Genomic DNA, 26,169 nt, shown 5'->3' on the forward strand with positions numbered 1-26,169 from the left:
GTAGGCATGGGCTGACACACCTCGGTCTGAATGTGGGAGGGGGCTTGCTCCCGATAGCAGTGTGTCAGCCAACAGATTCACTAGCTGACCCACCGTCATCGGGAGCAAGCCCCCTCCCACAGTTGAGCTGTTTACATCCGGCAGATTTCGGTCGCATAGGCGGCTGCCAAAAATCGCGTGGTTGAAGTAGGCATGAGCTGACACACCTCGGTCTGAATGTGGGAGGGGGCTTGCTCCCGATAGCAGTGTGTCAGCTAACAGATTCACTAGCTGACCCACCGTCATCGGGAGCAAGCCCCCTCCCACAGTTGAGCTGTTTACATCCGGCAGACTTCAGTCGCATGGTCGGCTGCCAAAAGTTGCTTGTTGGAAGTAGGCATGAGCTGACACACCTCGGTCTAAATGTGGGAGGGGGCTTGCTCCCGATGGCAGTGTGTCAGCCAACAGATTCATTAGCTGATCCACCGCCATCGGGAGCAAGCCCCCTCCCACAGTTGGGTCGTTTTACTGCTCTTTGCTGCAATCTCGTGGCGTGATGCCTTTCTCCTTGGCGTACTGGGCCGCTGAGGCTTCGATGATCGGCCGCAACAAGGCGCGGTCGGCTTGTACCCAGTCGCTGATCAGGTTCCAGCGCTGGCCGTCCCATTGCTGGAAGCGTACGGCGCCGCCGCCTTCGTGGTCGGCGCAGGAGAGTTTCAGCGGTTGCACCAGGCCCTTGGCGCCCAGCGCCTGCAGGCGTGCGTCGTCGAGGTTCAGGTGTTCGAAGCCCCAGCGTACTTGCTCGCCAGTGAGCGGTTGGTGGCCGTATTTTTCCTGGGCCAGGCGCAGCGCTTCGACGTTGAGAATGCCGTTGACCACGCCCAGGTTGTAATACACGGTGCCGAAACGCTTGGGGTCGGCCAGGTTGCCCTTGCCGGCGTCTACCACGCTTTGCTGGATACCTTGCAGTACCGGGAAGTCGGTGCCCGACGGGTGGGTGGTGATCGAGATAAAGCCTTTGGCGGCGGCACCGGCCGGTACCACGTCTTCTTCGGAGTTGCTCCAGATATTGCCGATGATGTGATCGGCCGGGTAGCCGACTTTCTGCGCGGATTTAAGCGCCACCGGGTTCATCACGCCCCAGCCGCGCAGGATCACCCAGTCGGGCTTGAGGCGCCGGATGTTGAGCCACTGCGATTGCTGCTCGTTGCCGGGGTGCGGCACTTCCAGCAGGGTCAGTTCGAAGCCGGCGTTTTTCGCCAGGGTTTCGAGCACGCCATTGGTTTCCTTGCCGTAGGGCGAGCCGTGGTAGAGCACGGCGATTTTCTTGCCCTTGAGCTTGTCGGCGCCGCCTTCGCGTTGGCCGATGTAGTTGATGATCGCCGAGACTTCCGAATAGGGGTTGAGCTGCAGCGGGAACACGTAGGGGAATACGCTGCCATCGGTGGAATCGGTGCGGCCATGGTTGATGGTGATCAGCGGCAGCTTGTCGGCGGTGGAGCGGTCCAGGGTGGCATAGGCGATGCCGACTGACAGCGGGTTGGTGGCGGCGGCCGGTGCACCGTTGAGCCCACCCTTGAGGCGCTCGTAGCATTCGACGCCTTTTTCCACCACGTACTCGGTCTCGCACTCGCTCCAGGTCAGCTTGACGCCGTTCACCCCGCCCTTGGCATTGATGTATTGCAGGTAGTCGATAAAGCCCCCGAAGAAACCGGTGCCGCCGGCGGCGTACGGGCCGACCCGGTAGCTCTGCAACGGGAAGTATTGTTCGTTGGCAGCCTGGGCACCGGCCGTGAGCCCGGCGGTGATCAGGGCCAGGCCCAAGGCCAGGCGGCGCAGCGATAAGCGGTGTGTCATGGAGGTCATTCCTGGGGGGTTATTGAGTTCAGTAACGCAGCGGCCAAACCCTGGCCCGTTGACGAAAGCGCTGCCACAGACGGGCCAGCCCCTCCGGTTCCTTGATCAAAAACGCGATGATCAGCGCGCCAAACAGCATCTTCTGGATGTTCTCCAGCTGTCCGGCATCCATCAGTCCAGCGGGCAACAGCGCGAAGAGATTGGCCAGCAGGATCGGGAACAACACGATGAATGCCGCGCCAAGGACGTTGCCGAGCACGCTGCCCAGGCCGCCGATAATGATGATGAACAGCACCTGGAACGAGCGGCTCAGGTCAAAGCCGTGGGGCTCGACCGTGCCCAGGTAGGCGAACGCCCACAGTGAACCGGCGATGCCCAGATAGAAGCCGCTGATGGCAAACGCCAGCAGCTTGGCCTTCAACAGGCGAATGCCGATGACGGCAGCGGCGGTGTCCATGTCGCGCACTGCCATCCAGTTGCGGCCCAGTTCGCTGCGCACCAGGTTCTTGCCCAGCCAGAACAGCGTCACCACCACGGCCAGCGTCAGCACGTAGCGGCCACGCGGTGAACTGAAATCCAGCCCGGCAATCAGCAGCGGCGGTGAGGTGATCACGCCCGAGGCGTTGTCGTTGGTAAACCAGCTGAAGCGGGTGAGCACCCACTCCACCACGAACTGCGCGGCCAGGGTCGCCACCAGCAGGTAAAAGCCCTTGATGCGCAGGCTCGGCAAGCCGAAGAACACCGCCACCGCGGCGGCGATCACGCCACCCAGGGCAAAGCTCACCAGCAGCGGCAGGCCGGGCACCCGCAACTGCAGGTTGTAGGCGGCAAACGCGCCCACCGCCATGAACGCCGCCGAGCCGAGTGAAAGTTGCCCGGCGTAGCCCGTCAGCAGGTTGAGCCCAAGCCCTGCCAGCGATAGCACCAGCAGCGGCACCAGGATTGCGCTGAACCAGTAGTCATTGCCCAGCCAGGGCACCGCAAAAAACGCCACGCCCAGTAGCAGCCACAGCGCGACGCGGTCCTGGCGCAGGCGAAAGGTGCGGCGCTCGGCCGCGTAGGAGGTGCTGATTTGACCGACTTCTTGATACAACATGCAGGCATTTCCCCAAGGACAATCAAACCCGTTCGATGGCGCGCTCGCCGAACAACCCGGCAGGCCGCACCAGCAGGAACAGCAAGGCGAGGACGTAGGGCACCCAGTTCTCGATGCCGCTGCCGATGATCGGGCCGAGGTAGATCTCGGCGATCTTCTCCGCTGCGCCGATGATCAAGCCACCGACAATCGCCCCGCCGATGGACGAGAACCCGCCGATGATCAGCACCGGCAGCGCCTTGAGCACCACCAGCGAGAGCGAGAACTGCACCCCCAGGCGTGCGCCCCAGAGCAACCCGGCCACCAGCCCGACGAACCCGGCCACCGCCCACACCAACGCCCAGATGCGCGGCAGGCGAATACCGATGGCCATGGACGCCAGCGGGTCATCGGCCACCGCACGCAACGACAGGCCCGCCCGGGTCTTGTTGAACAGCAGCGACAGCACGATCACCAGCGCGGCGGCGGTGCCGGCGGCAAACAGGTCGAATTGCGAAAGCAGCATGCCGCGGATTTCCAGCGGCTCGTCGGCGATGCCCAGGTCGAGCCCGTGCACCTGCGCACCCCACAGGAACTGCGCAAAGCCCTCGATCATGTAGGACAGCCCGAGGGTGGCCATGAAGAGGATGATCGGTGGACGATTGACCAAGGGTCGCAGCACCACTTTTTCGATCAGCAGCGCCAGTACCACCATGCTCGCCAGGGTGATCAGGAACGCCCAGGCAAACGGGAAGCCGCGCTCCAACAGGCTGACAAACGTCAGCGCGGCGAACAGCACCATGGCGCCCTGGGCAAAATTGAACACGCCGGAGGCCTTGTAGATCAGCACAAAACCAATCGCCACCAGGGCATACATCACGCCCGCCAGCAGCCCGCCGATCAGCACTTCGAAGAAAAATTCCATGTTCAGGTACCCAGGTAGGCGGCGATGACATCGGAGTTGGCGCGCACCTGTTGCGGGGTGCCGTCGCCGATCTTGCGACCGTAGTCGAGGACCACCACGTGGTCGCACAAGCTCATGACCACGCCGATGTCGTGTTCGATCAGCACCACGGTGGTGCCGAACTCGCGGTTGATGTCGCGGATGAACTGGCTCATCTGGGCTTTCTCCTGGGCGTTCATGCCGGCCATGGGTTCATCCAGCAACAGCAGGGTCGGTTCGGCGGCCAGGGCGCGGGCCAGCTCGACACGTTTTTGCAGGCCATAGGGCAGGGTGCCCACCAGCACGTGCCGCCAGGGATGGATCTGCAGGAAGGCAATCACCTTTTCCGCGTGCAGGCGGTGGGCGTCGTCCTCCCGTGGCGCGCGGCCCAGGCGCAGCATCTGTTCCAGCCAACTGCTGCGGCGCTTGAGGTTGCGCCCGGTGAGCACGTTGTCGAGCACGCTCATGCCCTTGAACAGCGCGATATTCTGGAAGGTCCGCGCAATCCCGCCTTCGGCCGCCTGGTGCGCGCGCATGCGCCGCCGGGTCTGGCCGGCGTAGCGGATGCTGCCGCCCTGGGGGTGGTAGACCCCGTTGATCACGTTGAGCAGCGAACTTTTGCCCGCGCCGTTGGGGCCGATCAGGCCGCAGATGTCACCAGCCTTGACCTCGAAACTGATGGAGGTGATGGCCTTGATACCCTTGAACGACAGGGAGATGTCATCGAGCCGCAGTAATACCGCTTCAGTGGGTGTGTGCATGGAAGGCTCGTCAGGCAGATTGAGACAGCAAGTGGTCGCTGGGTTCGTGGCGGGTGGACGGCTCTTGCCAATGGCCGGGACGAATGCCCAGGGCCGCAAAGAAGGCGGCACTTTCCGGATGCAGTGGCGGCCCGACCAGCAAGGGCACGCGCAGGCGGCTCATGCCCAGTACATCCAGCAACGGCCGACGCACCAGCCAATGGCCCAGCCAGCGGCGCACGGGGGAGGGTGTGGGCTGCATGGCCCAGTCGTATAAACGATGGCTGAAGCTGCCCGGCAGTGGCAGGCGTTCACGCACCCATTGCTCCAGGCGCCCATAGGATTCGCGGGTGCCCAGCACCAGGGTCGGGCCCAGCTCGCGGCGGTCGGTGTCGCGGGTGGCGAGGGCCTCGGGGAAGTTCAGCCGAAAGCCGGCGTGCAGCCAGGGCGCGAGCAGGTAGCGTGCCTGCCCGCTGGCGGCAAACACCCGTGCGGCGAGGGCTTCGTCGTCGGCGCCGAGGTGTTCGCGGTCGACCAGCGTTCGGGCGCCCGCGAGCAGTTGCCCATGGGTCAAGTGCAGGGACGTGTCGGCATGAAAGACGAAGGCGGTGTCGCTCGGCTGCGGGGCGTGGGCGGGTGGCGGTGCATCGGCACGCAGCTCGGCATAGTCGATCAAATCGGCGTCTGCGAACTGGCTCAGGCCACGCCCGTCAAGAAACACCACCACCCCGCGTTCACCGAGTTGTTGCAGCGCTTCCAGGTCTTGCACGAGCACAAAGCGCGGTCGCAGCCCGGCCAGCAGCGCCCGGTTGTCGCGGTCCGGGTCGAGCAACGTGACGTTGGCGCCCAGCCATTGCGCGGCCAGCGCCAGCAGCAACGCTTCGGGGCGCGCCTGGCTGAGGATCAACAGGTTATCGTCAGGCCCGAAGCGGCGCTGATGCAAGGCGGCGGCGAGCTGGCTGACCTCGTCAGCCAGCTCGCTCCAGCTGCGCTCGTGCCAGATACCCAGGCGCTTGAAGCGCAAGGCAATTGCCGACCCTCGGGTGTGGGCTTGGCGCAACAGCGCCTGGGGCAGTGTCTGGGGCATGGGGGTATCCTTCGTCAGTATGCGAAGGCGATTGCACGCGTCATGCCAGAGGATTAAATGCTTTTATTTCAAGGGGATATGTGGATTTTTGGGGGAGGAGGCGTGTGTTGATTCAGCACAAGCTGTCCAAGCAGTGTTGTTGGGCCAACAGCGATGGGGCCATTGCTGGAGCGCTACCTGTCGCTGGCAGGGCTCCAGCTTGTCACGCCGGGATAAGCCCCGCGTCCCGATAACTCTGGACCAGTTCGTCGTACAAACCGAGATCGGCCCGGGTGCGAGCAATCAACTGCGCGCCGGCAATGGCGGTGTAGATGGCACGCGCGCGACGCTCGCAGGCCTCTGTATTGCCGGGTTCGATCTCGGCAAGCAGCTCCGCCAGCCAGGCTACGTTGATATTGGCAAACGTCAGTATCTCTTCCTTCACCGGCTCCGGCAGGTCCTGATATTCGGCCGCCATAAAACTGGACAGGCACAAGCGGTTGCCGTCTTCGAGTGATTTTCGAAAGATGCTCGGATAAGCACGCAGGCATTGCAGCGGATCCGGGTTCTCGCTGCGTATCGCCGCGAGGGCGCTGGCGGCGTCTTCCCAATAGCGCCTGGCGACGGCCGCGCCGAGATCGGCTTTGCTCGGGAAGTGGTAATAGATACTGGCGTTCTTGATCCCCACCGTTTCGCCGATGCTGCGGAAGTTGATGCCACTGTAGCCGTAGTGCTGAGCGGCGAGTTTGGCGGCTTCCAGAATCGCTTCGCGGGCATTTTCACTCACGTGGGGATTGCTCTTAAATGTGGGGAGGGGCGAATTCTACGCTGATAAGGTTTTACCTGCCAACTGGTAGGTAATGCTTGACGGCCTGAAATAATACCTTCAGTCTCTACCTACCATTTGACAGGTAGGCGAGCAGATCATGACGTTCCAACAACCACAAACCCACGTATCCCAACCGCCGTTGATGAAGATTTATGATTGGTACAACGGCCCCTATCCAGCGCGTGTTCGTATCGCGCTGGCCGAGAAAGATCTGTTGCCGCGCGTTGAGTTCGTGTCGGTCAACCTCTGGAAAGGGGAGCACAAACAACCTGAGTTCCTGGCCCTCAACTACTCCGGCACCCTGCCAGTGCTGCAACTGGAAGACGGCACGTTCATCGCTGAATGCACGGCTATCACCCAGTACCTGGACACGCTCGATGGCAACCCGACCCTCACCGGCAGGACGCCGACCGAGCAAGGCTTGATCCACATGATGACCAAGCGCGCAGAGATTGAATTGATGGATGCGGTCAGCGTGTATTTCCATCATGCCACCCCTGGGCTTGGGCCTGAGGTAGAGCTTTACCAGAACGCCGAATGGGGCATGCGCATGCGGGACAAGGCGGTCAGGGGGATGCACTATTTCGATAAGGTGCTCAAGACCCGCGCCTTTGTGGCGGGCGATGCCTTCTCAATGGCCGATATCGCGTTACTCGGCGGCATGATCTTCGCGGACCTGGTGCAATTGCCGCTGCCGCAGACGTGTGAAGCCCTGCGCGCCTGGCAGGCCAGGGTCAACGAGCGACCTAGCGTTCAAGCCTGGCGTGCAATGGTTGCACAACCGCACTGAGGGCAACGGCCCGCATAGCTGCCGCCAGCCCGGCCGCTGCGCTGGTGAGGGGCAGCGGGCCGGCCGTTACCTGCACGGCGGCCGCGCTCATCGACGCCTGGCCCAGCGCAACCCGTGTCATTCCATCCCTATAGGCGGCATCGGCAGCTTTGGCGATTGTCGCCAGGTAGCCGTCGATGTCACCCGCCTTGAACAAGCGCCATGCCCCCGGAACCAGCCGCACTTCGACGACCGCGTTCGATTGCAGCGCGGCCTTGTGAAACAGCCGCGCGGTCGGTTCGAGGGTGGTTTCCACCGCGCACAGCACCGCAATTTTTCCGCCCGCCTGCACCGCCGAGGCGGCCAGCGCTTCGTCTGTCCTCAGGATCGGGACACTGCTGGAGATACCTTCAACGACCGGACCCAGGGTCGAACAGGTGAGCACCACGGCGTCGGCCTGTTCAGCCAGTGCAAGCAGGGCTGATGCGGTGGATGCGCAGATCTCGGCGCTTAGATGACCGGCGTTTTCGGCAGCAGCCAACAGGTCGGCGCGCACTTCATGACGTAGCACATCAGCGCCGATACCCAGTGCTTTCGCGGCGGTTTCGAAGACGCTGATGTTGCTGGCTGCGGTATGAAGGCAGGCGATGCGCATGGGCTGTTTCCAGTGCTGAAAATGTCGACGATGGTTAAGATGCAGCCCGCACTCACCTAACGCAAGGACAGGGTATGCCGCTGATCATGGAACGCGTAGAACAGGCCCGCAACGGCACCAACCACAAGATCATCTGTCGCATGCCCTCAGGTTGGGCAGTGATGGGCGATGTGCAATTCCTGCCTGGCTACTGCCTGCTATTGCCCGACCCTGTGGTCGCCAGCCTGAACGACCTGGATGCCGACGCCCGCGCGATCTACCTGCTCGACATGGCGCGCATCGGCGACGCGGTGCTGCAAGCCAGCGGTGCGTCGCGCATTAACTACGAGATCCTGGGCAATTCGGAGCCGGAGTTGCATTGCCATATTTTTCCGCGCTACGCCTCGGAGCCGGATGACAAGCGCAAGATGCCCGTCTGGTTTTATGACTGGAAAAATGCGTTGCCGTACGCGGAAGACGTGCATGGGGATCTGCGTAAGGCTATCGCGCAATTACTGGCAGGCTGATGCGTTTACCCTGCGATGTCGTTCAGTTCTGCCAGCACGTCGTCCGTCAGGTCCAGTTCGGCTACGGCGAGGTTTTCTCGCAAATGAGCGACCGATGAGGTCCCCGGAATCAGCAGGATATTCGCTGAGCGACGCAGCAACCACGCCAGGGCCAGTTGCTTTGGCGTTACGCCCAGGCGCTGGGCAACGTTAGTCAGTGTCGATGATTGGACCGGGGTAAATCCGCCTAGGGGGAAGAACGGTACATAGGCGATGCCGTCCCTGGCCAGCTCATCGATCAAGGCGTTGTCGTGTTGGTGGGCGATGTTGTACAGGTTCTGCACGCAGACGAACTCAATCAGGCCACGGGCTTCGGCCACTTGCGTCGGCGTGACGTTGCTGATGCCGATATGGCGTACCAGGCCCTGCTGTTGCAGTTCGGCGAGTGCGGCCAGGGGCGCTGCGATCGAGCCTTCTGCCGTGCCCATCAGGTTGTGGGTGCAACGGAAATTGACCACATCCAGCACGTCCAGGCCCAGGTTACGCAAGTTGTCATGCACGGCCTTGGTCAGTTCCGCCTTCGATGCTGCGCCATGCCATCCACCTTGATCGTCGCGACGGGCGCCGATCTTGGTGACGATCGTGAGGTCGTCCCGGTAAGGATGCAGCGCCTCGCGGATAATTTGGTTGGTGACGTGCGGTCCGTAGAAATCGCTGGTATCGATATGGTTCACACCGCCTGCGACGGCCTCACGCAGTACCGCCAGGGCCGCATCCCGGTCCTTGGGCGGGCCGAATACACCCGGCCCAGCCAGTTGCATTGTGCCGTAGCCGATGCGGTTGACCTTATGGTCGCCAAGGGTGAAGGTGCCGCTGCTTGCCAGGTTGCTCATGACTGCTGCTCTTGCTTGAACTGAATAAGGCCCTAATATGAAGGATCCTTCAGATTTTGGAATTCGCATTCCATGAGCACCGTCAAAGCGTCATTGAAACCAAGAAAATCAGCGGTTCAAGCACGCTCTGCGGCAACCGTCGAAGCATTGCATGAGGCAACCCTTCAGGTTTTGACCCAGCAGGGTCTGGTGCGCTGCACCACTACGCGGGTGGCGGAGCGCGCGGGAATGTCGGTGGGCAGTCTCTACCAGTACTACCCAAATCGCGATGCGTTGCTCGCCGCCATTCTGGAAAAACACCTGGTGCGCGTGGCCGATAGCGTCGAGCTGGCGTGCTCCGGGCTTCAGGGCGCGTCGGTTGCGGAGATGGCGGGCGGCCTGGTCAAGGCATTACTCACCGCAAAATTGCGCGAACAGGCGGTATCCAAGGCGCTGTATGCGATCGCAGCCGAACGCGGCGGGCCGGAGTTGGTCGCACGTATCAACCTGCGCATGGTGGGCGCGATTGCAGCCATGCTGGCAACGGCGTCCGACGCCCACTTTGACGACCCTGGCCTGGTCGCGGCGATCTCGCTGAGTGCCATCGTCGGCCCGGCGCGCACCCTGCTTGAGGGGAACGCCGCGCCTGCGTTCGAGGCTGCGCTGGAGCAGCAAACCACCTTGATGCTGAGGGCGTATCTGCAGGCTCATCAACCTCCGACCCCAAGGAAGACCCATGCGTGAACGAAAGGCTGCACGACTGCTGGTTATCAACCCCGCGCATGAAGTACTGCTCTTCAGGTTCATCCATAAAGACGGCGCGCTGGCCGGTCAAAATTACTGGGCTACCCCTGGCGGCGGTGTCGAACCGGGGGAGACTTTCGAGGCTGCTGCCATCCGTGAGCTGTGCGAGGAAACCGGTATCCAGGTGCAGGCCGTTGCAGCGCCCATCGCGGATCGCCGATTTGCGCTGATGCTGCCCAGCGGTGAAACGGTGTCGGCCGTCGAGCACTACTTTGTGGTCCACACCGCCAACACCGAACTGTCCAGGGCTGAGTGGACGCTGGAAGAAACCCAGGTGATGGCGGACCATCAGTGGTGGTCGGCCCAGGCGTTGCGTGCCACCGAGGAAACGGTCTGGCCCGAAGCGCTGGTTGACATGCTGGTGCAAGCCGGCGTGTTCAGCGCATAGCGCCGAGAATCCCGGCCGTCTCGACCACCCTGGCATAGTCCATGGCCAGGTTGCTCAGCGACAGTGCGTGCACGTCCTCGGCCGGCCACAGGCGCCCGGACAAATCGGTTTGATCGAAGGTGTAGCAGGCGTCTGCGGCGACGAGCACGTCAAAGCCCAGGTTGCCGCCTGTGCGTGCCGTTGCTTCGACGGAGTTGTTGGTGATCACCCCGGCGATCACCAGTTGCTTGATCGAACGCGCGTGCAGCCAGCGTTCCAGCCCGGTGGCGATGAAGGCACAGGGTACGTTCTTTTCCACCACGTGTTCGTGGGCCAGTGGTTGCAGCCCAGGCTGAAATTCGCAGCCCGGCTGGCCCGGCCAGAATACCGAACCGGGGGTACGGGAGATGTGCCTGACGTGCACCACCGGTCGCCCCGACTGCCGCCAGGCGCCGAGCAACTGCTGCAACTGCTGCTCGGCCTGCGGATTATTGCGGCGCCCGAGCTTGGGGTCGTTCATGCCCTGCTGCATGTCGATGAGCACCAGTGCAGCGTTTGTGGCTAGGGGGTCCATGGCACATCCTTTGGCTCGTGAGGCACAAAACATAGCAGCCATTGAGTGCGCCTAAACAGCGATTTGTTCGATGCCTTCGCCATTTGCCTTTACACTGCCGCCCCCGAATTTCAGCAAGGATGCGTTGGATGCGTACGCGACTCAGCGGTGTACTCCTCTCCCTGGCCCTGGCCGCTCCCGTCATGGCCGAGCCCCGTTCGTTCTCGGTCAATGACCCCAGTGGTCAATACCTGGTCGAAGTGTTGTTCCCGGAGGTGCCGCAGGACTTGCAGCACCTGGCGCCGGCGCTCATCACCCTGCGCGACAAACGCTCCCTTGAAATCCTTCAGCAATTGCAGACCCCGGATGCCCAGGTGCCGCTGGACCAGCAAGGCAGAACCGTGGATTGGCGCCTGATGGGGGAGAACGGCGTGGTGTACTTCGCCGATATCAACCAGGATGGCCGCCAGGACCTGGCGATTCGCAATGGCACCGGTGCGGATAAGGACTTCCAGTCCAGTTACGACGTGTATCTGCAAGACCCGCACACGTCCCGCTGGGTGCTGAATGGCCCCTTGAGCGACCTCGCCAACGAGACCTCCGGCGGGATGTTTTCGATCAATCCCAAGGACGGCATTATCCATTCGCAGACCGACCGGGGGTGCTGCTGGACCCGCGCCAGCCGCTATCAGATGCGCGATGGCAAACTGGTGCGACTCAGCGCGTACACCCAGGCAGAAGTGCCGGCGACGGACGATGACGCCAACAACAGCATGCCCAGCGGCTACATGCTGCGCACCACCGGTGAGTGGAAGGACGGCCAGTGGCTGGAAACGCCCAGGCTGGAAGGGCCGGTCAACGAAGACCCCGAGTTCCTGACCGGCACCCTCAACGGCAAGATCCCGGTGCAGCTCTGGTACCAGCAACAAGGCGCGGTGCTGATCGGTGAGTTGCGCTACACCAAAAGCGGCAGCGGCAAGCCGATCAAGCTGGTGGGCGACCAGGGTGAGTACGGCGACCAGTCGTTTATCTACCTGCACGAATATGCCGATGATGGCCGTCAAACCGGCATCTGGCGCATCACGCGGGAAACCGTCGAACCCTATGCCTACGCGGGCACCTGGGTCAGTGGCGCCAAGGGCGACCAGCCCGAGCTGCAGATTCAACTGCACAGGCAGGACCGGGAGCCTGAGTACGACAAGCTCGGCGACGTGGCCCGCGACCAGCGCGATGGCCATTACCAGATGCGCGATGACTTCCTCGGCCGCGACGGTGACCTGGACCTGAAAATCCTTCCCGAACGCGACGCCCAGGGCCGGGAAGTGGCGGAACTCAGCGTGACGCTCAAAGACACCGGCACCGACAAGATCATCATCACTACGCACCAAAGCGTGCCGATGGAAACCGAAAACCTGATCATCGTGCGCGCACCCCAGGCGCCCCCTCGGGCCGGGCCGTATCACATCCAACTGGTGAAGGGCTTTGCCGTGATCGAGCACAACTCGGCGCCGGACAGCCAGGACTACCTGACCGGGTTTTATCGTAAGCAGCCCTGAGGCTTGGGAGCAATGCTGCCTGAGTGTCGATCCTGGCTCAGGCGATTAAGCAAATCGGGTATCTTTAGCCGTTTCAGCTGCTGGCCTGTCTCAGGCCCCGCGCACAATTGATTGATCAGGGAAGCATGCAATGGCACTCAGGGTGATGGTGATCGGCGGCTACGGCAACTTTGGCAGCATCATTTGCCAGCACCTGGCGGGCGCGCCGGGCATTGAACTGGTGGTCTCGGGCCGCCACCCACACAAGTTGCAGGGCAAAGTCGATGCGTTGAAAACATCCTCCGGCCGCGTGTGCGAAAGCTGGTGCGGCGATGCCATGGCGGCCGGGTTCGCTGGCGTCTTGCAGTCGATGGACATCCAGTTGGTGATCCACACCGGCGGCCCGTTCCAGGGGCAATCCTATGCCGTCGCCCAGCACTGCATCGACGCGGGCGTGAACTACTGCGACCTGTCGGATTGCCGGACCTTCGTCAATGGCGTCGGCGTGCTGGATGCGAAAGCCCGGCAGGCGAGCGTGGCCGTCCTCAGCGGTTGCAGCTCTGTACCGACGTTGTCGTCCGCCATCATCGATCAGTACCGCGATCGCTTTACGCGCATCGACACCATCGAGCATGGCATTTCCTCTTCGGCGAAGATGCCGGGGCTGTCGACCATCGAAGGTGTGCTTGCCTACGCGGGCAAACCGATCAAGCAACTCAAGCAGGGCCAGGTGCACGAAGTGCTGGGCTGGCAGGACCTGACCCTGCGCAGGATGCCCCAGCTCGGCACGCGGGTGCTGGCCAATGTGGACGTGCCCGACATGGATATATTCGCTGGTCGTTATGGCGCCCATACCTTGCGCTTCAAGGCCGGTGCGGGGCTCAAACTGGGCGGTGTCGCCAATTATCTGCTGGCGCAAGCGCTACGCATGGGCATTGTGCGCGACCACCTTGCATGGGCCGCCAGACTGCATCGCCTGGGCACCTGGTTCGAACGATTGGGTGATGGCAAAAGCGCGATGTACATCGACGTGCAAGGCCTGGGCATGCACGGTCAGCCGCTGTCCCTGGCGGTGCAACTCACGGCCCTGGACGACAAGGGCCCGGAAATCCCCAGCTGTGCAGCCGTTGCCCTTGCCACCAAAATGGCCCACGGTTACGTGCCCGAGCCCGGTGCCCGCCCGTGCGTAGGCGAAATCAGCGTCGACGAATACATGGCCGCCATCAACGAACCGACGAAGCTGAGCCTGACGGTGCGCTTCTCTGACGGGCAGGCCTGACGGATGCTCTACCTGTGCCTGAAGTACCTGCACATCATCGCGGCGATTTTCCTGTTCGGCTTCGGCATGGGCTCGTACCTCTACCTGATCGCCGCCAGTCGCACGGCCAACCCGCAAGTGATCGCCCATGTGGCGCGCATGGTCGTACGGTTTGATACCTGGATTACCACGCCGGCGGGCGTTATTCAGATCATCACGGGCTTGCTGCTGATCCAGCTTGCCGGGCTGTCTGTGACCACGGAATGGGTACTGACCGCGTTGATCATCTTCCTCTGCGTGGGCTCGCTGTGGCTGCCGGTGCTGGTACTGCAGAAGCGCTTGCAGCAGATGGCCTCGCGGGCGGTCGAGACCGACACGGTGCTGGATGATGGATTCCGTGGTGTGTACCGGAAATGGTTCTGGCTGGGCGTCTTCGGCTTCCTGGGGATGTTTGTGATCGTGATGATCATGGTGACGAAGATGACGCCGTGGCAGTTGGTCGGGCTGTTGGCGGGGGGCTGAGTGCCCGCTCAAGGCTTGGCATCCCAAACCGGTGCAACGATGCATACCGCTGTGTTCATAGCGGCCCCTTCAAAAAGCGCTGCTCATGCGTCGGCCGCTGCTACGGTTTGGACGGTGTGGGTGCTTAACGCGAGAGCAGCGGCGCCGCGCTTTTGTCCTCTGCGCCCACGTCGTGCAGGGAAATCCTCGACGTCTCCGGCAACGCCAACCCGCCCGCCAACGCCAGCAATGCCACGGCAATCAGGTAGAACGCCGGTGACAGGTTGCTGCCGGTGGTGCTGATCAACCACGTGGCCATCAGTGGCGCGGTGCCGCCGAAGATCGTATACGCCATGTTGTAGGTAATCGCCGAAGCGGTATAACGCGTGCGGGTCGGAAAGGTCTCCGACAGCAACGCCGCCGTCACCACACCACACAGTACTGCGCCGACCGCCAGCAACATCACCCCGACAATTGACGCCGTGAACGAACCGGAACTGGCCATCAGGAACGACGGATACACCACCACCATCAACAACACGCACGCCGTCATCACCGTGACCCGACGCCCCACGCGATCCGAATACAGCCCCGCCAGCGGGCAAATCGCCGCGGCGAAGATCAACGCGATCAGCGACACCAGCAACGCCATCGCCCGACTCAGCCCACCGGCCACTTGCAGGTACGTCGCGAAGTAGGTGGTGAACATATAAAACGACAGCGCCGTCAGTGACACAAAAGCGCCCAGGCAGCAGATCGCCGCACCATGGTTGCGCAAGGTTTCCTTGAGTGGCGAGTGGGCCACCGCGTGCTCCTGCTTCACGGCCTGGAAGGCGGGCGTCTCATCCAGCTTCCAGCGCAGGTAAAGGCCCACCAGGCCCAGCGGCGCGGCGATCAGGAACGGCAGGCGCCAACCCCAATTGCCCATGGCCTCGGCGGACAACGACGCTTCAAGGGCGTACGCCACCACGGCGGCGGCGGCGAAGGCGGAGAACGTCGACACCGGCACGAAGCTGCCGTACCAGGCGCGTTTGTCCCGGGGCGCGTGCTCCATCAGGTAGGCACAGGCACCGGCGTATTCGCCGCCGGCGGAGAAACCCTGGGCACAGCGGATCAGCGACAACAGGATCGGCGCCGTGACGCCGATGGCGGCGTAGGTGGGCAGCAGGCCGATCAAGGTGGTGGCGCCGGCCATCAGCAGGATGGTCATGGCCAGGGTGCGCTTGCGCCCGATACGGTCGCCGAGCATGCCGAAGAAAATCCCGCCCAGGGGCCGGAAGGCGAAGGCGACGGCGAACACCGCGAAGGTTTTGAGCAAGGCCGCGCTGGCATCGCCGCTGGGGAAGAACTGTTGGGCGATGGTGGTGGCGAGGAAGCCGTACACGGCGAAGTCAAACCATTCGACGAAGTTACCGATGCCGGCGGCGATGATGACCTTGCGCAGGGTTTGGGGGCTTACCTGTTCGGTGGAGGGGCTCGTCATGGGGAAGGCCTCGGAAGGGGTCGGGGATGCTGGATTATCCGGGGAGGGTGTTGGGCGGCCGGGCTCAAAAGAGTCGTCCGCGTAGTCAGTAGCGACCGGGTGGGATTGGGGAGGCAGGAATTGGGCCAGGTCAGGCGGGGATTTATCGTTACCGGGCAGACTTGCGATAGGTCAGCAGCACAATCCCGGTCACCACGATGACGCCGCCGACTATCTGGCCGGCGCTGAGCATTTGATCGAGCACGATCCAGCCCATCAGCAACGTCGCCAGCGGCTCAATGTTCATGACCGGCGCATTGCGCGGCATGTCCAGGCGCGGGACCGACATGAACAGCACGATAAAACCGGTGCCGTACAGCACCATCAACGTTGCGAGTGCCAGCCAGCCGGTACCCGTGGCCGGCGGGTTCAGGCCGCCGGGAAGGGCGCCGCTGAGGCCGGCGAGGTTGACACTGCTGAATACGATGAAGATGGTCAGCAGGCTGCGCACGGAGCCGCGTACCAGGGACAACTTGTGGTCGGTGATCCACAGCGCGCAGGCGAACACGAACGCGGCGCAGAAGGCCAGGCCGACGCCGAGCAGCCATTGCGGGCCGATATCGGCACTGCCTGAGAGGCGGCCGGGTACGTCCAGCACAAACACCAGGCCCACCAGGATCAAGCCCATCAGCAAGGCGGTGCGCGCCGTCGGACGTGGGCCGCCGAATGCCCAGGTGAGCAGGGCAAGCAGAATCGGGAACACGTTGCCCACCAGCAGCGCCAGCGCCACCGGCACGCGGGCCACTGCGGAGTAGAGGCACAGGCTCTGGGTAGTGATAAGCAGGCCCAGCAGCACTTGCCAGCGCCATGCACCTGCGGGCAGGCGCAGGCTTTGGCGTTGCCACAGTACCAGCACCGCCAGCACCAGCAAGGTGCCACCCGAGCGCAGCAGAATGGCCAACAGCACACCGGCGCCATCATCGAAGGCGACCCGAGCGGCGATGTGATTGCCGGCGAAGGCACAGCCCATGCAGAGCAGAATCAACACGGCAATGGGGCGGGAGAACAGGGCGGGGGCAGTTTGCGTCGGGGCAGGCGGAGTCATGCTGGGGCTCGGGCGGTTGGCGCCATCGTCGGGGATGGCGATTTATTTTTAGGTTGTCGTACAACTTCGTGAAGGGGGATTTGTAGCGTGTTTGCGCCGAGGGGGCAAGGAGGGATTTGGCATGGGGAAAACTCAGCGCTTGCTGAACGCCAGCTTTGCGGCAAACAGCACGAAGATCACGCCGGTGGTGCGATCCATCCACTGGATGACCTTTTCGCGGCGCAGGAACCCGGACAGCGACTGCGTGGCGCCGATCAATACCAGCGACCACAGCAGCCCGAGCAACACATGGATGCTCACCAGGCCGAAGGTCCAGGCAATCAGCGAATGCCCTTGGGGGATAAATTGCGGCAGGAACGACACGTAGAAAATCCCCACCTTGGGGTTCAGCACATTGCCCAGCATGCCCTTGATAAACCAGTTGCCGCCGGGCTTGCCATCGGCTGAAGCGGGTGCCAATGAGCGGCGCGGACACACCAGCATGTTCAGCCCCAGCCAGGCCAGGTAAGCCGCGCCGCAGTACTTGAGCAGGTTGAACGCCATCTCCGACACCGCGATCAACGCGCCCAGGCCAAAGGCAACCGCGGCGCCCCACACCAGGCAACCCGCGTTGATGCCCAGCGTGGCCTGCAGCGCCTGGCGCTTGCCTTCCACCGTGGAGGTGCGCAGGACCAAGGCGGTGTCGAGCCCGGGCGTGAGGGTCAGCAGGGTGGCGGCGAAGGTGAAGGCGATGAGGTTCTCGGCGATGGACATGAGCGGGCTTCATGCAGAGGGATGAGTGGACGTTAACCCAAGCTTGGCATGAGTGGTTATCTTGTTGCGAGCGGGCTTGTCGTGGTGAGCGGGCTTGCCCCGCGCTGGGCTGCGAAGCAGCCCCAAAACCAGGCACTGCGGTTTGTCTGATGAAGCACAGTGATCTTTATTGGGGCCGCTTCGCAGCCCAGCGCGGGGCAAGCCCGCTCACCACAATAAGCTTGCGCAGGCTCACCCGATAACCCATTCGAGATTGCACCTCCACGCCCCACGTGATCTGAGGACTACTCCTAACCTGTGGTGAGCGGGCTTGTCCCGCGCTGGGCTGCGCAGCAGACCCAAAACCAGGCGCTGCGGTTTACCTGACAGAACACAGGCAGCCTGATTGGGGCTGCTTCGCAGCCCAGCGCGGGGCAAGCCCGCTCACCACAGTAAGCGGGCTTACTAGAGAAGCTTGTCTGCCTCTAGCGGTTGAAGCGCTCAACCAGCGCGTATTGGGTGGCCGCGGTATTGGTCAGTTCCTTGCTCAGGTCCGTGGATTGATGGGCTTGTATCGAGGTCTGGTCGGCCAGTTCGGCGATGGTGGTGATGTTGCGGCTGATCTCCTCGGCGACGGCACTTTGTTCTTCGGTGGCGGCGGCGATCTGGGTGGTCATGTCGGAGATATGCGACACCGCTTCGCTGATCCCCACCAGGGCCTGGTCCGCTTCCAGCACCCAGGCCACGCCTTCCTGGGCCTGGCGCTGGCCGTTTTCCATGCTTTGCACCGCGTTGCTGGAGGATGCCTGGAGCTTGGTGATCAGCCCATGGATCTGGGTGGTCGATTGTGACGTGCGCTGGGCCAGTTGGCGCACTTCGTCGGCTACCACTGCAAAGCCTCGGCCTTGTTCGCCGGCTCGCGCTGCTTCGATTGCGGCGTTGAGGGCGAGCAGGTTGGTTTGGTCGGCGATGCCCTTGATCACATCCACCACGCTGCCGATTTCGTCGCTGTCCCTGGCCAGTTGCGCCACGGTCACCCCGGTCTCGCCGACCATGGTGGACAGACGCTCGATGGCTTCACGGGTATCGCGCGCCACTTCGCGGCCGCGCCCGGTCAGCACGTTGGCCTGTTGGGTGGCGTCGGCGGTGCGTTGTACATGGCTGGCGACTTCCTGGGTGGTCGCGGCCATCTGGTTGACGGCCGCCGAGACCTGTTCGGTTTCCACGCGCTGGCGGTTCAGGCCTTTGGCGCTGGCGGCAGCCAACTGATCGGATTGCCCCGCCAGGGTACTCAGTTGTTCGGCGCTGTCCTGCAGGCGGGTGAGGCAGGTTTTCAGGCGCGCGGTCTGGCTGAGAAACGCGGTTTCCAAACGCGACTGTGGGCCGCGTGCGTCACTGTACATCTGCGCGATCAAGGCATCCGACGTCGAGGGTTCGACCCCCTCCAATAGACGCAGGGTACTGCCCTGGCGCCAGCACGAGCACAGCAGGCCCACCGGCAGCGCGACCGCCACGGCCACTGCGACGGCCACCGGTGCACTGAGGAACAGCCCGGCGACGCTGCCAGCCACACCGGTGGCCATGTACGGCACGCAACTCACTGCCGCCGGCAGCCAGGCATCCTGGCGCGGCACGCCCGGCTTGCCTTGGCTCAGACGCCGGTAGAGGGCCTGGGCGCGGCGGATTTCATCGGCCGTAGGCTTGACCCGCACCGACTCGAAGCCAACGACCCGGCTGCCGTCGAAGATCGGCGTGACGTAGGCATTGACCCAATAGTGGTCGCCGTTTTTCGAGCGGTTCTTGACGATGCCCATCCACGGTAGGCCTTGCTTGAGCGCGCTCCACATGTGGGCGAAAACGGCGGGTGGCACGTCGGGGTGCCGCACGATGTTCTGGGGCGCGCCGATCAGGTCGGCGCGTTCAAAACCGCTGATATCGACGAAGGCGTCGTTGCAGTAAGTGATCATCCCTTGAACATCGGTGGCGGAGATGAGTTTTTGCGAAGGCGCGAGTGAAATCTCGCGCTGTGTTACGGGCTGGTTGTTGCGCATTCCGACTGCTCCCTGAATTGCCATAAGTTCATCGGCATCACACGGAATAAGTTGATGGCGATTGTTTGATATAAACCGGGACGTGACGAATGGCGTTCAGGAGGGCCTAAGTGGCGAATTGTCCTGGTGCGATACGAAAACAGTTTTTGCCTGCGCGCTTGGCTTCATATAACGCACCATCCGCATGGGCAATCACTGTTTGTGCGCAGGTATGTGACGTACTGTCGGCGCCTTCAAAGAGGGCAATGCCGATGCTGGCTTGCAAGGCATAGGGAAGAGCGCAACGCTCAGAGGCCTGTCGCAATGTTTCTATAATTCGTTGCGCTGCCAGGGTGGCAGAGGTCATGCCGGAATTATTCATCAGCAGAATAAATTCGTCTCCACCCAAGCGGCCGGCGCAATCCTGATTTAGCCTGACAATCGATTTAAGTGTTGCACCAAATTCGGCTAACGCCTTGTCACCTTCGGCATGTCCGTGGTTATCGTTGATGCTCTTGAAACCATCCAGATCTATATAGAGCACCGCAAAGTGTTTATCGGCATGCCGGCTGCGGGCCAGGGTGTTTTCAATCAGTTCGAGTATCCCCATACGGTTGTACAGGCCGGTGAGGGGGTCATGGGTCGCGCGGATTTCGTTTTTGGCCTCGGCCAGTAACGCGCGCACCAGGTTATCGTTCAACGTGTTGAGCAGTAGCCACATGCCCGTCAAGTACAGCGGGGCCTGGAGCAGGAATATCCTCAGCAGCGGTTCCGGCTGAAACAAGGTGGCGAGCTTCATGGGCACATCCGTCAGCAATATTTGAGTAAATGCATAGCGCGGTACACCTTGATTACGCATGGCGATCGCGGCATTCACGCTCACCATTGAGGTGCACCCGAGAACTTGAAGAATCGCATCGCCGCTGATCAGGCAACCAGCGGTACCCAGGCCCAGCTCCGCCGCCCAGACCAGGCCCACTAATAACGATAGGTCAATGACATAAGGATATTTTTGGCCGCCGTATTTATTGATCCAATACAGCAGTGCTAACCGTGAGAGCCAGATCATCGAATCAATGATGAGCCAGGCAATGAAGAATTGGCTCGGGTGCAGTGTAACCGCGACTGTGCATATCACCAGGCTGTTAAACCAACCGACCCAGAGCACCCCCTTGGAAGAAAAAGGCCCGGCTATAAGTTCGCTGCGTATGCGCGTGTCATACGGTGCGTCTGCATTCGTCAGCCATCTCATCGCCTTTGTCGCAGGGAGTTGATATTCCATATTGACCCTCACCTGAAGCCCTGAAATCAAATAGTGGCACATGGCCATGCTGGCACCGTTCCAGCGGCTTTTCAAATGCTATGAGATAAAATTTGCGGGGCATTGATTCATGAAATATTCACTTGTTATTCAGCACATCCGTCGGGGAATCGCGCCGGTAGAACCGCTATCCATCACCCCGCATGATTGAAAAGCCTGAAACTTCCCGATGAAAAACCTCATAATGGCGGCCATTTTTGTTTAGCCCGTTATTCTGGTGTGCCCCCATGGAAATCAAGGTCAACTTTCTCGACAACCTCCGGCTTGAAGCCAAGTTCGATGACTTCACGGTGATTGCCGACCAGCCTATTCGCTATAAAGGCGATGGCTCGGCACCGGGGCCGTTCGATTACTTCCTGGCTTCGTCGGCGTTGTGTGCGGCGTACTTCGTCAAGTTGTACTGCAGCACGCGCAACATCCCCACGGACAATATTCGCCTGTCGCAGAACAATATTGTCGATCCGGAAAACCGCTATAACCAGATCTTCAAGATCCAGGTGGAGTTGCCGGCCGATATTTCCGATAAGGACCGCCAGGGCATCCTGCGCTCCATCGACCGTTGCACCGTGAAGAAAGTGGTGCAGGCCGGGCCGCAGTTCGTGATCGAAGAAGTGGACAACCTCGACGCTGATGCCCAGGCCCTGTTGATGCCGAGCGCGGGCAGCGAGGCGGGCACTTATATTGCTGGCAAGGACCTGCCGCTGGAGCAGACCATCGCCAACATGTCCGGGATCCTTGCCGGCCTGGGCATGAAGATCGAGATCGCCTCGTGGCGCAATATCGTGCCGAACGTGTGGTCGCTGCATATCCGCGACGCCCATTCACCGATGTGCTTTACCAACGGCAAGGGCGCGACCAAGGAGGGCGCCCTGGCGTCGGCGTTGGGCGAGTTCATCGAGCGGCTCAACTGCAACTTCTTCTACAACGACCAATTCTGGGGTGAGGAACTGGCCAATGCGCCGTTCGTGCATTACCCGGACGAACGCTGGTTCCAGCCGGGCCCGAATGACGAGCTGCCCGGGGAAATCCTCGACGCCTACTGCCTGAAGGTCTACAACCGCGACGGCGAGCTGCGCGGTTCGCACCTGTTCGACACCAACTCCGGCAATGAAGCGCGCGGCATCGTTTCGCTGCCGTTCGTGCGCCAGTCGGATGGCGAGGTGGTGTATTTCCCGTCCAACCTGATCGAGAACCTCTACCTCAGCAACGGCATGAGCGCGGGCAACACCCTGGCCGAGGCCCAGGTGCAGTGCCTGTCGGAGATTTTCGAGCGGGCAGTGAAGCGCGAAATCATCGAGGGCGAATTTGCCCTGCCGGACGTGCCGGCTGACGTGCTCGCGAAGTACCCGAGCATCCTGGCGGGTATTGCAGGCCTGGAAGCCCAGGGCTTCCCGGTGCTGGTCAAGGACGCGTCCCTGGGCGGCGAATTCCCGGTGATGTGCGTGACCTTGATGAACCCGCGCACCGGCGGCGTGTTCGCCTCGTTCGGTGCCCACCCGAGCCTGGAAGTGGCGCTGGAACGCAGCCTCACCGAACTGCTGCAAGGCCGCAGCTTCGAAGGCTTGAACGACCTGCCGCAGCCGACCTTCGAAGGCCAGGCGGTGACCGAGCCGAACAACTTCGTCGAGCACTTTATCGACTCCAGCGGTGTGGTGTCGTGGCGCTTCTTCAGCGCCCAATCGGACTACGAATTTGTCGAGTGGGACTTCTCAGGCGAAGGTGAAGACTCCAACGCCCAAGAGGCCGCGACCTTGTTCGGCATCCTCGAAGGCATGGGCAAGGAAGCCTATATGGCGGTGTACGAACACCTCGGCGCAACCGCCTGCCGCATCCTGGTGCCGGACTACTCGGAAATCTACCCGGTGGACGACCTGATCTGGGACAACACCAACAAGGCGCTGTTTTTCCGCGAGGACATCCTCAATCTGCACCGCCTGGACGAAGCGGAATTGCAGGGGTTGGTCGAGCGCCTGATCGAAAGCGAGCTGGACGACTACACCGACATCACCACCCTGATCGGCATCGAGTTCGACGACAACACGGCCTGGGGCCAACTGACCATCCTCGAATTGAAGCTGCTGATCTTCCTCGCCTTGCAGCAGTACGAGGAGGCCAAGGAGTGCGTGGAGATGTTCCTGCAGTACAACGACAACACCGCTGAGCGTGGCCTGTTCTACCAGGCGATGAATGCGGTGCTGGAGATGGAGCTGGACGACGACCTGGAACTGGCGGACTACGAAGCCAACTTCCGCCGCATGTTCGGCAATGAGCGGATGGATGCGGTGATCGGCTCGGTCAACGGCAGTGTGCGTTTCCATGGGCTGACACCGACCAGCATGAAGCTGGAAGGGCTGGACCGGCATTTGCGCTTGATCGAGAGCTACAAGAAGCTGCATTCGGCGCGTGCCAACATCGTCCAGGGGTGACGCGTACCCAATGTGGGAGGGGGCAAGCCCCCTCCCACAGTTGATCCCTGTTGCCTGGGGGATTTATATACGGGCCAAGGCTTGCGCCAGGTCCGCCCGTAGATCCTCCACGTCCTCAACCCCCACCGACAACCGTACCAGCCCGTCGCCAATCCCCAACTGCGCGCGGGTCGCCGCCGGGATGCTGGCGTGGGTCATGATCGCCGGGTGTTCGATCAGGCTTTCCACGCCCCCCAGGCTCTCGGCCAGGGCGAAGAGCTTGACGGTTTCCAGGAAGCGCGTGGCGCCGGCCAGGTCGCTGTTCAAGTCGACTGAAATCATCCCGCCAAACCCGCGCATCTGCCTGTGTGCCAGTTCGTGCTGCGGGTGGGACGCCAGGCCTGGGTAATAGACCCGGGATACTTGCGGTTGCTGTTCCAGCCAGGTGGCCAGGTCGAGGGCGTTGCTGCAATGGCGCTCCATGCGCAGGGCCAGGGTTTTCACGCCGCGCAGGGTGAGGAAAGCATCGAACGGGCCGGCGATGGCACCAACCGAGTTTTGCAAAAATCCCACGCGCTCGGCCAACTCGGGGTTGTCGCCGACGATGGCGATGCCGCCGATCACATCGGAGTGACCATTGAGGTACTTGGTGCTGGAGTGCACCACGATGTCGAAACCCAACTCCAGCGGACGCTGGATCCACGGGCTGGCGAAGGTGTTGTCGGCCACGCAGAGAATGCCGCGGCTGCGGCAGATACGGGCGATGGCGCCGAGGTCGGTGAGGCTCAGCAGCGGGTTGCTCGGGGTTTCGACCCAAACCATGCGCGTGTCGTCCTGCAAGGACGCTTCGAACGCCGCCACATCACTCAGGTCGACAAAGCTGAAACGGTGCCCGGCACTGCGCTGGCGCACCTTGTCGAACAGGCGGAAGGTGCCGCCGTAGAGGTCGTTGCCGGACACGATATGGGCGCCGGCATCCAGCAACTCCAGCACCGTGGAGATTGCTGCCAGCCCGGACGCGAAGGCAAACGCCTGGCTGCCGCCTTCGAGGTCGGCCACGCAGCGCTCCAGGGCAAACCGCGTGGGGTTGTGGGAGCGGCCGTAGTCGAAGCCCTTGTGTACGCCGGGGCTGTCTTGCAGGTAGGTGGAGTTGGCGTAGATCGGCGGCATCAGCGCGCCCGTGGTCGGGTCAGGTGACTGCCCGGCGTGGATCACACGGGTGGCAAACGCGCTTTTATCGGGCTGGCTCATGCAAGGGATCTCCGCAGGTGGTTGAGCAGGTCGACGCGGGTGATCAGGCCGTGAAAGCCCGCCGCGTCGGCAATGATGGCGACCAGGCCGCGGTCCAGTTCAGCCTGCAATTCGGCCAGGCTGGCGCCGGGGGCCAGGGTGTGGACTTTGTCGCTCATGGCGCTGGCGACCATCATGGAGAAGTCCGCCGCGTCATGGTGCAGGCCCAGCAGGATGTCGGACTCATCGATCACCCCCACCAGTTCGCGGCCGTCCACCAGCACCGGCAGTTGCGACACGTCCGCCAGGCGCATGCGCTGGAAGGCGGTGAGCAGGGTGTCGTCGGGGCTCACGCTGATCACGCGACCATCTTCGAAGCGCCGCGCGATCAAGTCGCGCAGGTCGCCGTAGTGCTTGTAGTGCAGCAAGCCTGCATCGGTCATCCATTGGTCGTTGTAGACCTTCGACAAATAGCGGGTGCCGGTGTCGCAGACAAAGGTGACCACGCGCTTGGGCACCGTTTGTTCGCGGCAATACCGCAGCGCGGCCGCGAACAGGGTGCCGGTGGATGAACCGCCGAGAATGCCCTCGGCCTTGAGCAGCTGGCGGGCGTGGTCGAAGCTGTCTTCATCGCTGATGGAGTAGGCGTGGCGTACGCTGGACAGGTCGGCAATCGACGGGATGAAGTCCTCGCCGATGCCTTCCACCGCCCACGAGCCGGGTGTTTCCAGCTTGCCGCTGCGGCTGTATTCGGCCATCACCGAACCCACCGGGTCGGCGAGGACCATTTCCAGCTCGGGCTGCACCCGTTTGAAGAAGCGCGTCAGGCCGGTGAGGGTGCCGGCCGAGCCGACGCCCACCACAATCGCGTCTACATCGTGTTGGGTCTGGGCCCAGATCTCCGGCGCGGTGCTGGTCTCGTGGGCCAGGGGGTTGGCCGGGTTGTTGAATTGGTCGGCGAAGAAACAGCCGTCAATCTCCTTGGCCAGCCGCGCGGCCATGTCCTGGTAATACTCGGGATGGCCCTTGCCCACATCGGAGCGGGTGATATGCACCTCGGCGCCCATGGCCTTGAGGTGCAGCACTTTTTCCGTGGACATCTTGTCGGGCACCACCAGCACCACCCGATAACCTTTCGCCCGGCCCACCAGCGCCAGGCCCAGGCCGGTGTTGCCGGCGGTGGCTTCAATGATTGTGCCGCCGGGGCGCAGGCGGCCGTCGCGTTCGGCGGCGTCGATCATGGCCAGGCCGATGCGGTCCTTTATGGAACCGCCGGGGTTCTGGGATTCAAGCTTGAGGAACAGCGTGCAGGGGCCGGTATCGAAACGGCTGACCCGAACCAGCGGCGTGTTGCCGATCAGCTCGAGTACGGCAGGGCGGGGTAGTGTGGGCATGTCGTCACCTGGGGGCTTAGGGTGGGGGACAGCAAATCGCAGAGCATGGTCTGGAACAGTAGGTCGGTATTGGGTCGGTCGCAACCGAGGGGTCGATTGAATGACTTTTTTTGGCGCATGGGCGATGCCCGGGTGCGCCATCTACGCGCATGTTTTGCGGCGATACCCTTGTATTCATTGGCAGAGTGACCTGGCGTGGGCT

General features: G+C 62.3%; 24 protein-coding genes. 8 read left to right on the top strand and 16 right to left on the bottom strand.

Annotated elements, in window-relative coordinates; translation table 11 throughout:
* Positions 1-504 precede the first annotated feature (504 nt).
* The 6 genes from BFP99_RS22790 to BFP99_RS22815 all read right to left on the bottom strand — a co-directional run bounded on the left by BFP99_RS22790 (position 505) and on the right by BFP99_RS22815 (position 6,447).
* Entirely contained in the window at positions 505-1,836 is a 1,332-nt protein-coding gene (locus BFP99_RS22790; protein ID WP_065948266.1) for an ABC transporter substrate-binding protein, read from the bottom strand.
* A gap of 28 nt (positions 1,837-1,864) precedes the next feature.
* A complete protein-coding gene (locus tag BFP99_RS22795) occupies positions 1,865-2,932 on the bottom strand; it encodes a branched-chain amino acid ABC transporter permease (RefSeq protein ID WP_027608468.1) in 1,068 nt (355 codons plus the stop codon).
* Between the two features lie 22 nt (positions 2,933-2,954).
* Complete coding sequence (locus BFP99_RS22800; RefSeq protein ID WP_065928064.1) at positions 2,955-3,836, bottom strand: branched-chain amino acid ABC transporter permease; 882 nt, start codon at positions 3,834-3,836, stop codon at positions 2,955-2,957.
* A gap of 2 nt (positions 3,837-3,838) precedes the next feature.
* Positions 3,839-4,615: an ABC transporter ATP-binding protein gene (locus BFP99_RS22805; protein WP_065948267.1), complete on the bottom strand. Its 777-nt coding sequence runs from the start codon at positions 4,613-4,615 to the stop codon at positions 3,839-3,841.
* A gap of 10 nt (positions 4,616-4,625) precedes the next feature.
* Entirely contained in the window at positions 4,626-5,681 is a 1,056-nt protein-coding gene (locus tag BFP99_RS22810) for an AMP-binding protein (protein WP_065948268.1), read from the bottom strand.
* Between the two features lie 202 nt (positions 5,682-5,883).
* Positions 5,884-6,447, bottom strand: a complete 564-nt coding sequence (locus tag BFP99_RS22815) for a TetR/AcrR family transcriptional regulator (protein ID WP_065948269.1) — start codon at positions 6,445-6,447, stop codon at positions 5,884-5,886.
* 139 nt (positions 6,448-6,586) lie between these two features.
* Here BFP99_RS22815 and BFP99_RS22820 point away from each other — a divergent pair, with 139 nt between their 5' ends.
* The gene (locus tag BFP99_RS22820; RefSeq protein ID WP_065948270.1) at positions 6,587-7,279 is read left to right on the top strand and encodes a glutathione S-transferase; all 693 of its coding nucleotides are present in this window, start codon (positions 6,587-6,589) and stop codon (positions 7,277-7,279) included.
* Here BFP99_RS22820 and BFP99_RS22825 read toward each other — a convergent pair.
* The gene (locus tag BFP99_RS22825; protein ID WP_065948271.1) at positions 7,236-7,913 is read right to left on the bottom strand and encodes an aspartate/glutamate racemase family protein; all 678 of its coding nucleotides are present in this window, start codon (positions 7,911-7,913) and stop codon (positions 7,236-7,238) included. The two genes, BFP99_RS22820 and BFP99_RS22825, sit on opposite strands and share 44 nt — an antisense overlap.
* A 74-nt stretch (positions 7,914-7,987) precedes the next feature.
* Here BFP99_RS22825 and BFP99_RS22830 point away from each other — a divergent pair, with 74 nt between their 5' ends.
* Positions 7,988-8,419 (top strand): HIT family protein, encoded by a 432-nt coding sequence (locus tag BFP99_RS22830; RefSeq protein ID WP_065948272.1) that lies wholly within the window; start codon positions 7,988-7,990, stop codon positions 8,417-8,419.
* Positions 8,420-8,424: 5 nt separating this feature from the next.
* Here BFP99_RS22830 and BFP99_RS22835 read toward each other — a convergent pair whose 3' ends face one another.
* On the bottom strand, positions 8,425-9,291 hold the full coding sequence (locus BFP99_RS22835; RefSeq protein ID WP_065928071.1) for an aldo/keto reductase family oxidoreductase: 867 nt from the start codon (positions 9,289-9,291) through the stop codon (positions 8,425-8,427).
* Positions 9,292-9,363: 72 nt separating this feature from the next.
* On the opposite strand from BFP99_RS22835, the gene BFP99_RS22840 reads away from it, so the two are divergent.
* Positions 9,364-10,014, top strand: a complete 651-nt coding sequence (locus BFP99_RS22840; protein WP_065948273.1) for a TetR/AcrR family transcriptional regulator — start codon at positions 9,364-9,366, stop codon at positions 10,012-10,014.
* The gene (locus BFP99_RS22845; RefSeq protein ID WP_065948274.1) at positions 10,007-10,462 is read left to right on the top strand and encodes an NUDIX hydrolase; all 456 of its coding nucleotides are present in this window, start codon (positions 10,007-10,009) and stop codon (positions 10,460-10,462) included. Before BFP99_RS22840 ends, BFP99_RS22845 begins: the two co-directional genes overlap by 8 nt.
* Here the strand turns inward: BFP99_RS22845 and BFP99_RS22850 are convergent.
* Positions 10,452-11,015: a cysteine hydrolase family protein gene (locus BFP99_RS22850; RefSeq protein WP_065948275.1), complete on the bottom strand. Its 564-nt coding sequence runs from the start codon at positions 11,013-11,015 to the stop codon at positions 10,452-10,454. The genes BFP99_RS22845 and BFP99_RS22850 overlap by 11 nt on opposite strands.
* Before the next feature lie 128 nt (positions 11,016-11,143).
* Here BFP99_RS22850 and BFP99_RS22855 point away from each other — a divergent pair, with 128 nt between their 5' ends.
* The 3 genes from BFP99_RS22855 to BFP99_RS22865 all read left to right on the top strand — a co-directional run bounded on the left by BFP99_RS22855 (position 11,144) and on the right by BFP99_RS22865 (position 14,309).
* Positions 11,144-12,550: an XAC2610-related protein gene (locus tag BFP99_RS22855; protein ID WP_065948276.1), complete on the top strand. Its 1,407-nt coding sequence runs from the start codon at positions 11,144-11,146 to the stop codon at positions 12,548-12,550.
* 130 nt (positions 12,551-12,680) lie between these two features.
* Positions 12,681-13,808 carry a saccharopine dehydrogenase family protein gene (locus tag BFP99_RS22860; RefSeq protein ID WP_065928076.1) on the top strand — a complete coding sequence of 376 codons (1,128 nt, stop codon included), beginning with the start codon at positions 12,681-12,683 and terminating at the stop codon, positions 13,806-13,808.
* Between the two features lie 3 nt (positions 13,809-13,811).
* Positions 13,812-14,309 carry a DUF2269 family protein gene (locus BFP99_RS22865; protein ID WP_065928077.1) on the top strand — a complete coding sequence of 166 codons (498 nt, stop codon included), beginning with the start codon at positions 13,812-13,814 and terminating at the stop codon, positions 14,307-14,309.
* 124 nt (positions 14,310-14,433) lie between these two features.
* On the opposite strand, the gene BFP99_RS22870 is transcribed toward BFP99_RS22865, so the two are convergent.
* The 5 genes from BFP99_RS22870 to BFP99_RS22890 all read right to left on the bottom strand — a co-directional run bounded on the left by BFP99_RS22870 (position 14,434) and on the right by BFP99_RS22890 (position 20,899).
* The gene (locus BFP99_RS22870) at positions 14,434-15,771 is read right to left on the bottom strand and encodes an MFS transporter (RefSeq protein ID WP_065948277.1); all 1,338 of its coding nucleotides are present in this window, start codon (positions 15,769-15,771) and stop codon (positions 14,434-14,436) included.
* A 148-nt stretch (positions 15,772-15,919) separates the two neighbouring features.
* Entirely contained in the window at positions 15,920-16,855 is a 936-nt protein-coding gene (locus BFP99_RS22875; protein ID WP_065948278.1) for an EamA family transporter, read from the bottom strand.
* Between the two features lie 132 nt (positions 16,856-16,987).
* Positions 16,988-17,608 carry a LysE family translocator gene (locus tag BFP99_RS22880; RefSeq protein ID WP_065948279.1) on the bottom strand — a complete coding sequence of 207 codons (621 nt, stop codon included), beginning with the start codon at positions 17,606-17,608 and terminating at the stop codon, positions 16,988-16,990.
* Positions 17,609-18,072: 464 nt separating this feature from the next.
* Complete coding sequence (locus BFP99_RS22885) at positions 18,073-19,554, bottom strand: methyl-accepting chemotaxis protein (protein ID WP_370737675.1); 1,482 nt, start codon at positions 19,552-19,554, stop codon at positions 18,073-18,075.
* 190 nt (positions 19,555-19,744) lie between these two features.
* Positions 19,745-20,899, bottom strand: coding sequence for a GGDEF domain-containing protein (locus BFP99_RS22890; protein ID WP_065948317.1), 1,155 nt, complete (start codon positions 20,897-20,899; stop codon positions 19,745-19,747).
* A 266-nt stretch (positions 20,900-21,165) separates the two neighbouring features.
* Here BFP99_RS22890 and BFP99_RS22895 point away from each other — a divergent pair, with 266 nt between their 5' ends.
* The gene (locus tag BFP99_RS22895; RefSeq protein WP_065948281.1) at positions 21,166-23,364 is read left to right on the top strand and encodes an OsmC domain/YcaO domain-containing protein; all 2,199 of its coding nucleotides are present in this window, start codon (positions 21,166-21,168) and stop codon (positions 23,362-23,364) included.
* Between the two features lie 63 nt (positions 23,365-23,427).
* On the opposite strand, the gene BFP99_RS22900 is transcribed toward BFP99_RS22895, so the two are convergent.
* Both BFP99_RS22900 and BFP99_RS22905 read right to left on the bottom strand, forming a co-directional pair.
* A complete protein-coding gene (locus BFP99_RS22900; protein ID WP_065925186.1) occupies positions 23,428-24,594 on the bottom strand; it encodes a cystathionine gamma-synthase in 1,167 nt (388 codons plus the stop codon).
* Positions 24,591-25,967, bottom strand: coding sequence for a pyridoxal-phosphate dependent enzyme (locus BFP99_RS22905; protein WP_027608450.1), 1,377 nt, complete (start codon positions 25,965-25,967; stop codon positions 24,591-24,593). The genes BFP99_RS22900 and BFP99_RS22905 overlap by 4 nt, the downstream gene beginning before the upstream one ends.
* Between the last annotated feature and the right edge of the window lie 202 nt (positions 25,968-26,169).

The organism is Pseudomonas sp. 1 R 17 (assembly GCF_900067035.1).
Lineage (GTDB): Bacteria > Pseudomonadota > Gammaproteobacteria > Pseudomonadales > Pseudomonadaceae > Aquipseudomonas > Aquipseudomonas marginalis.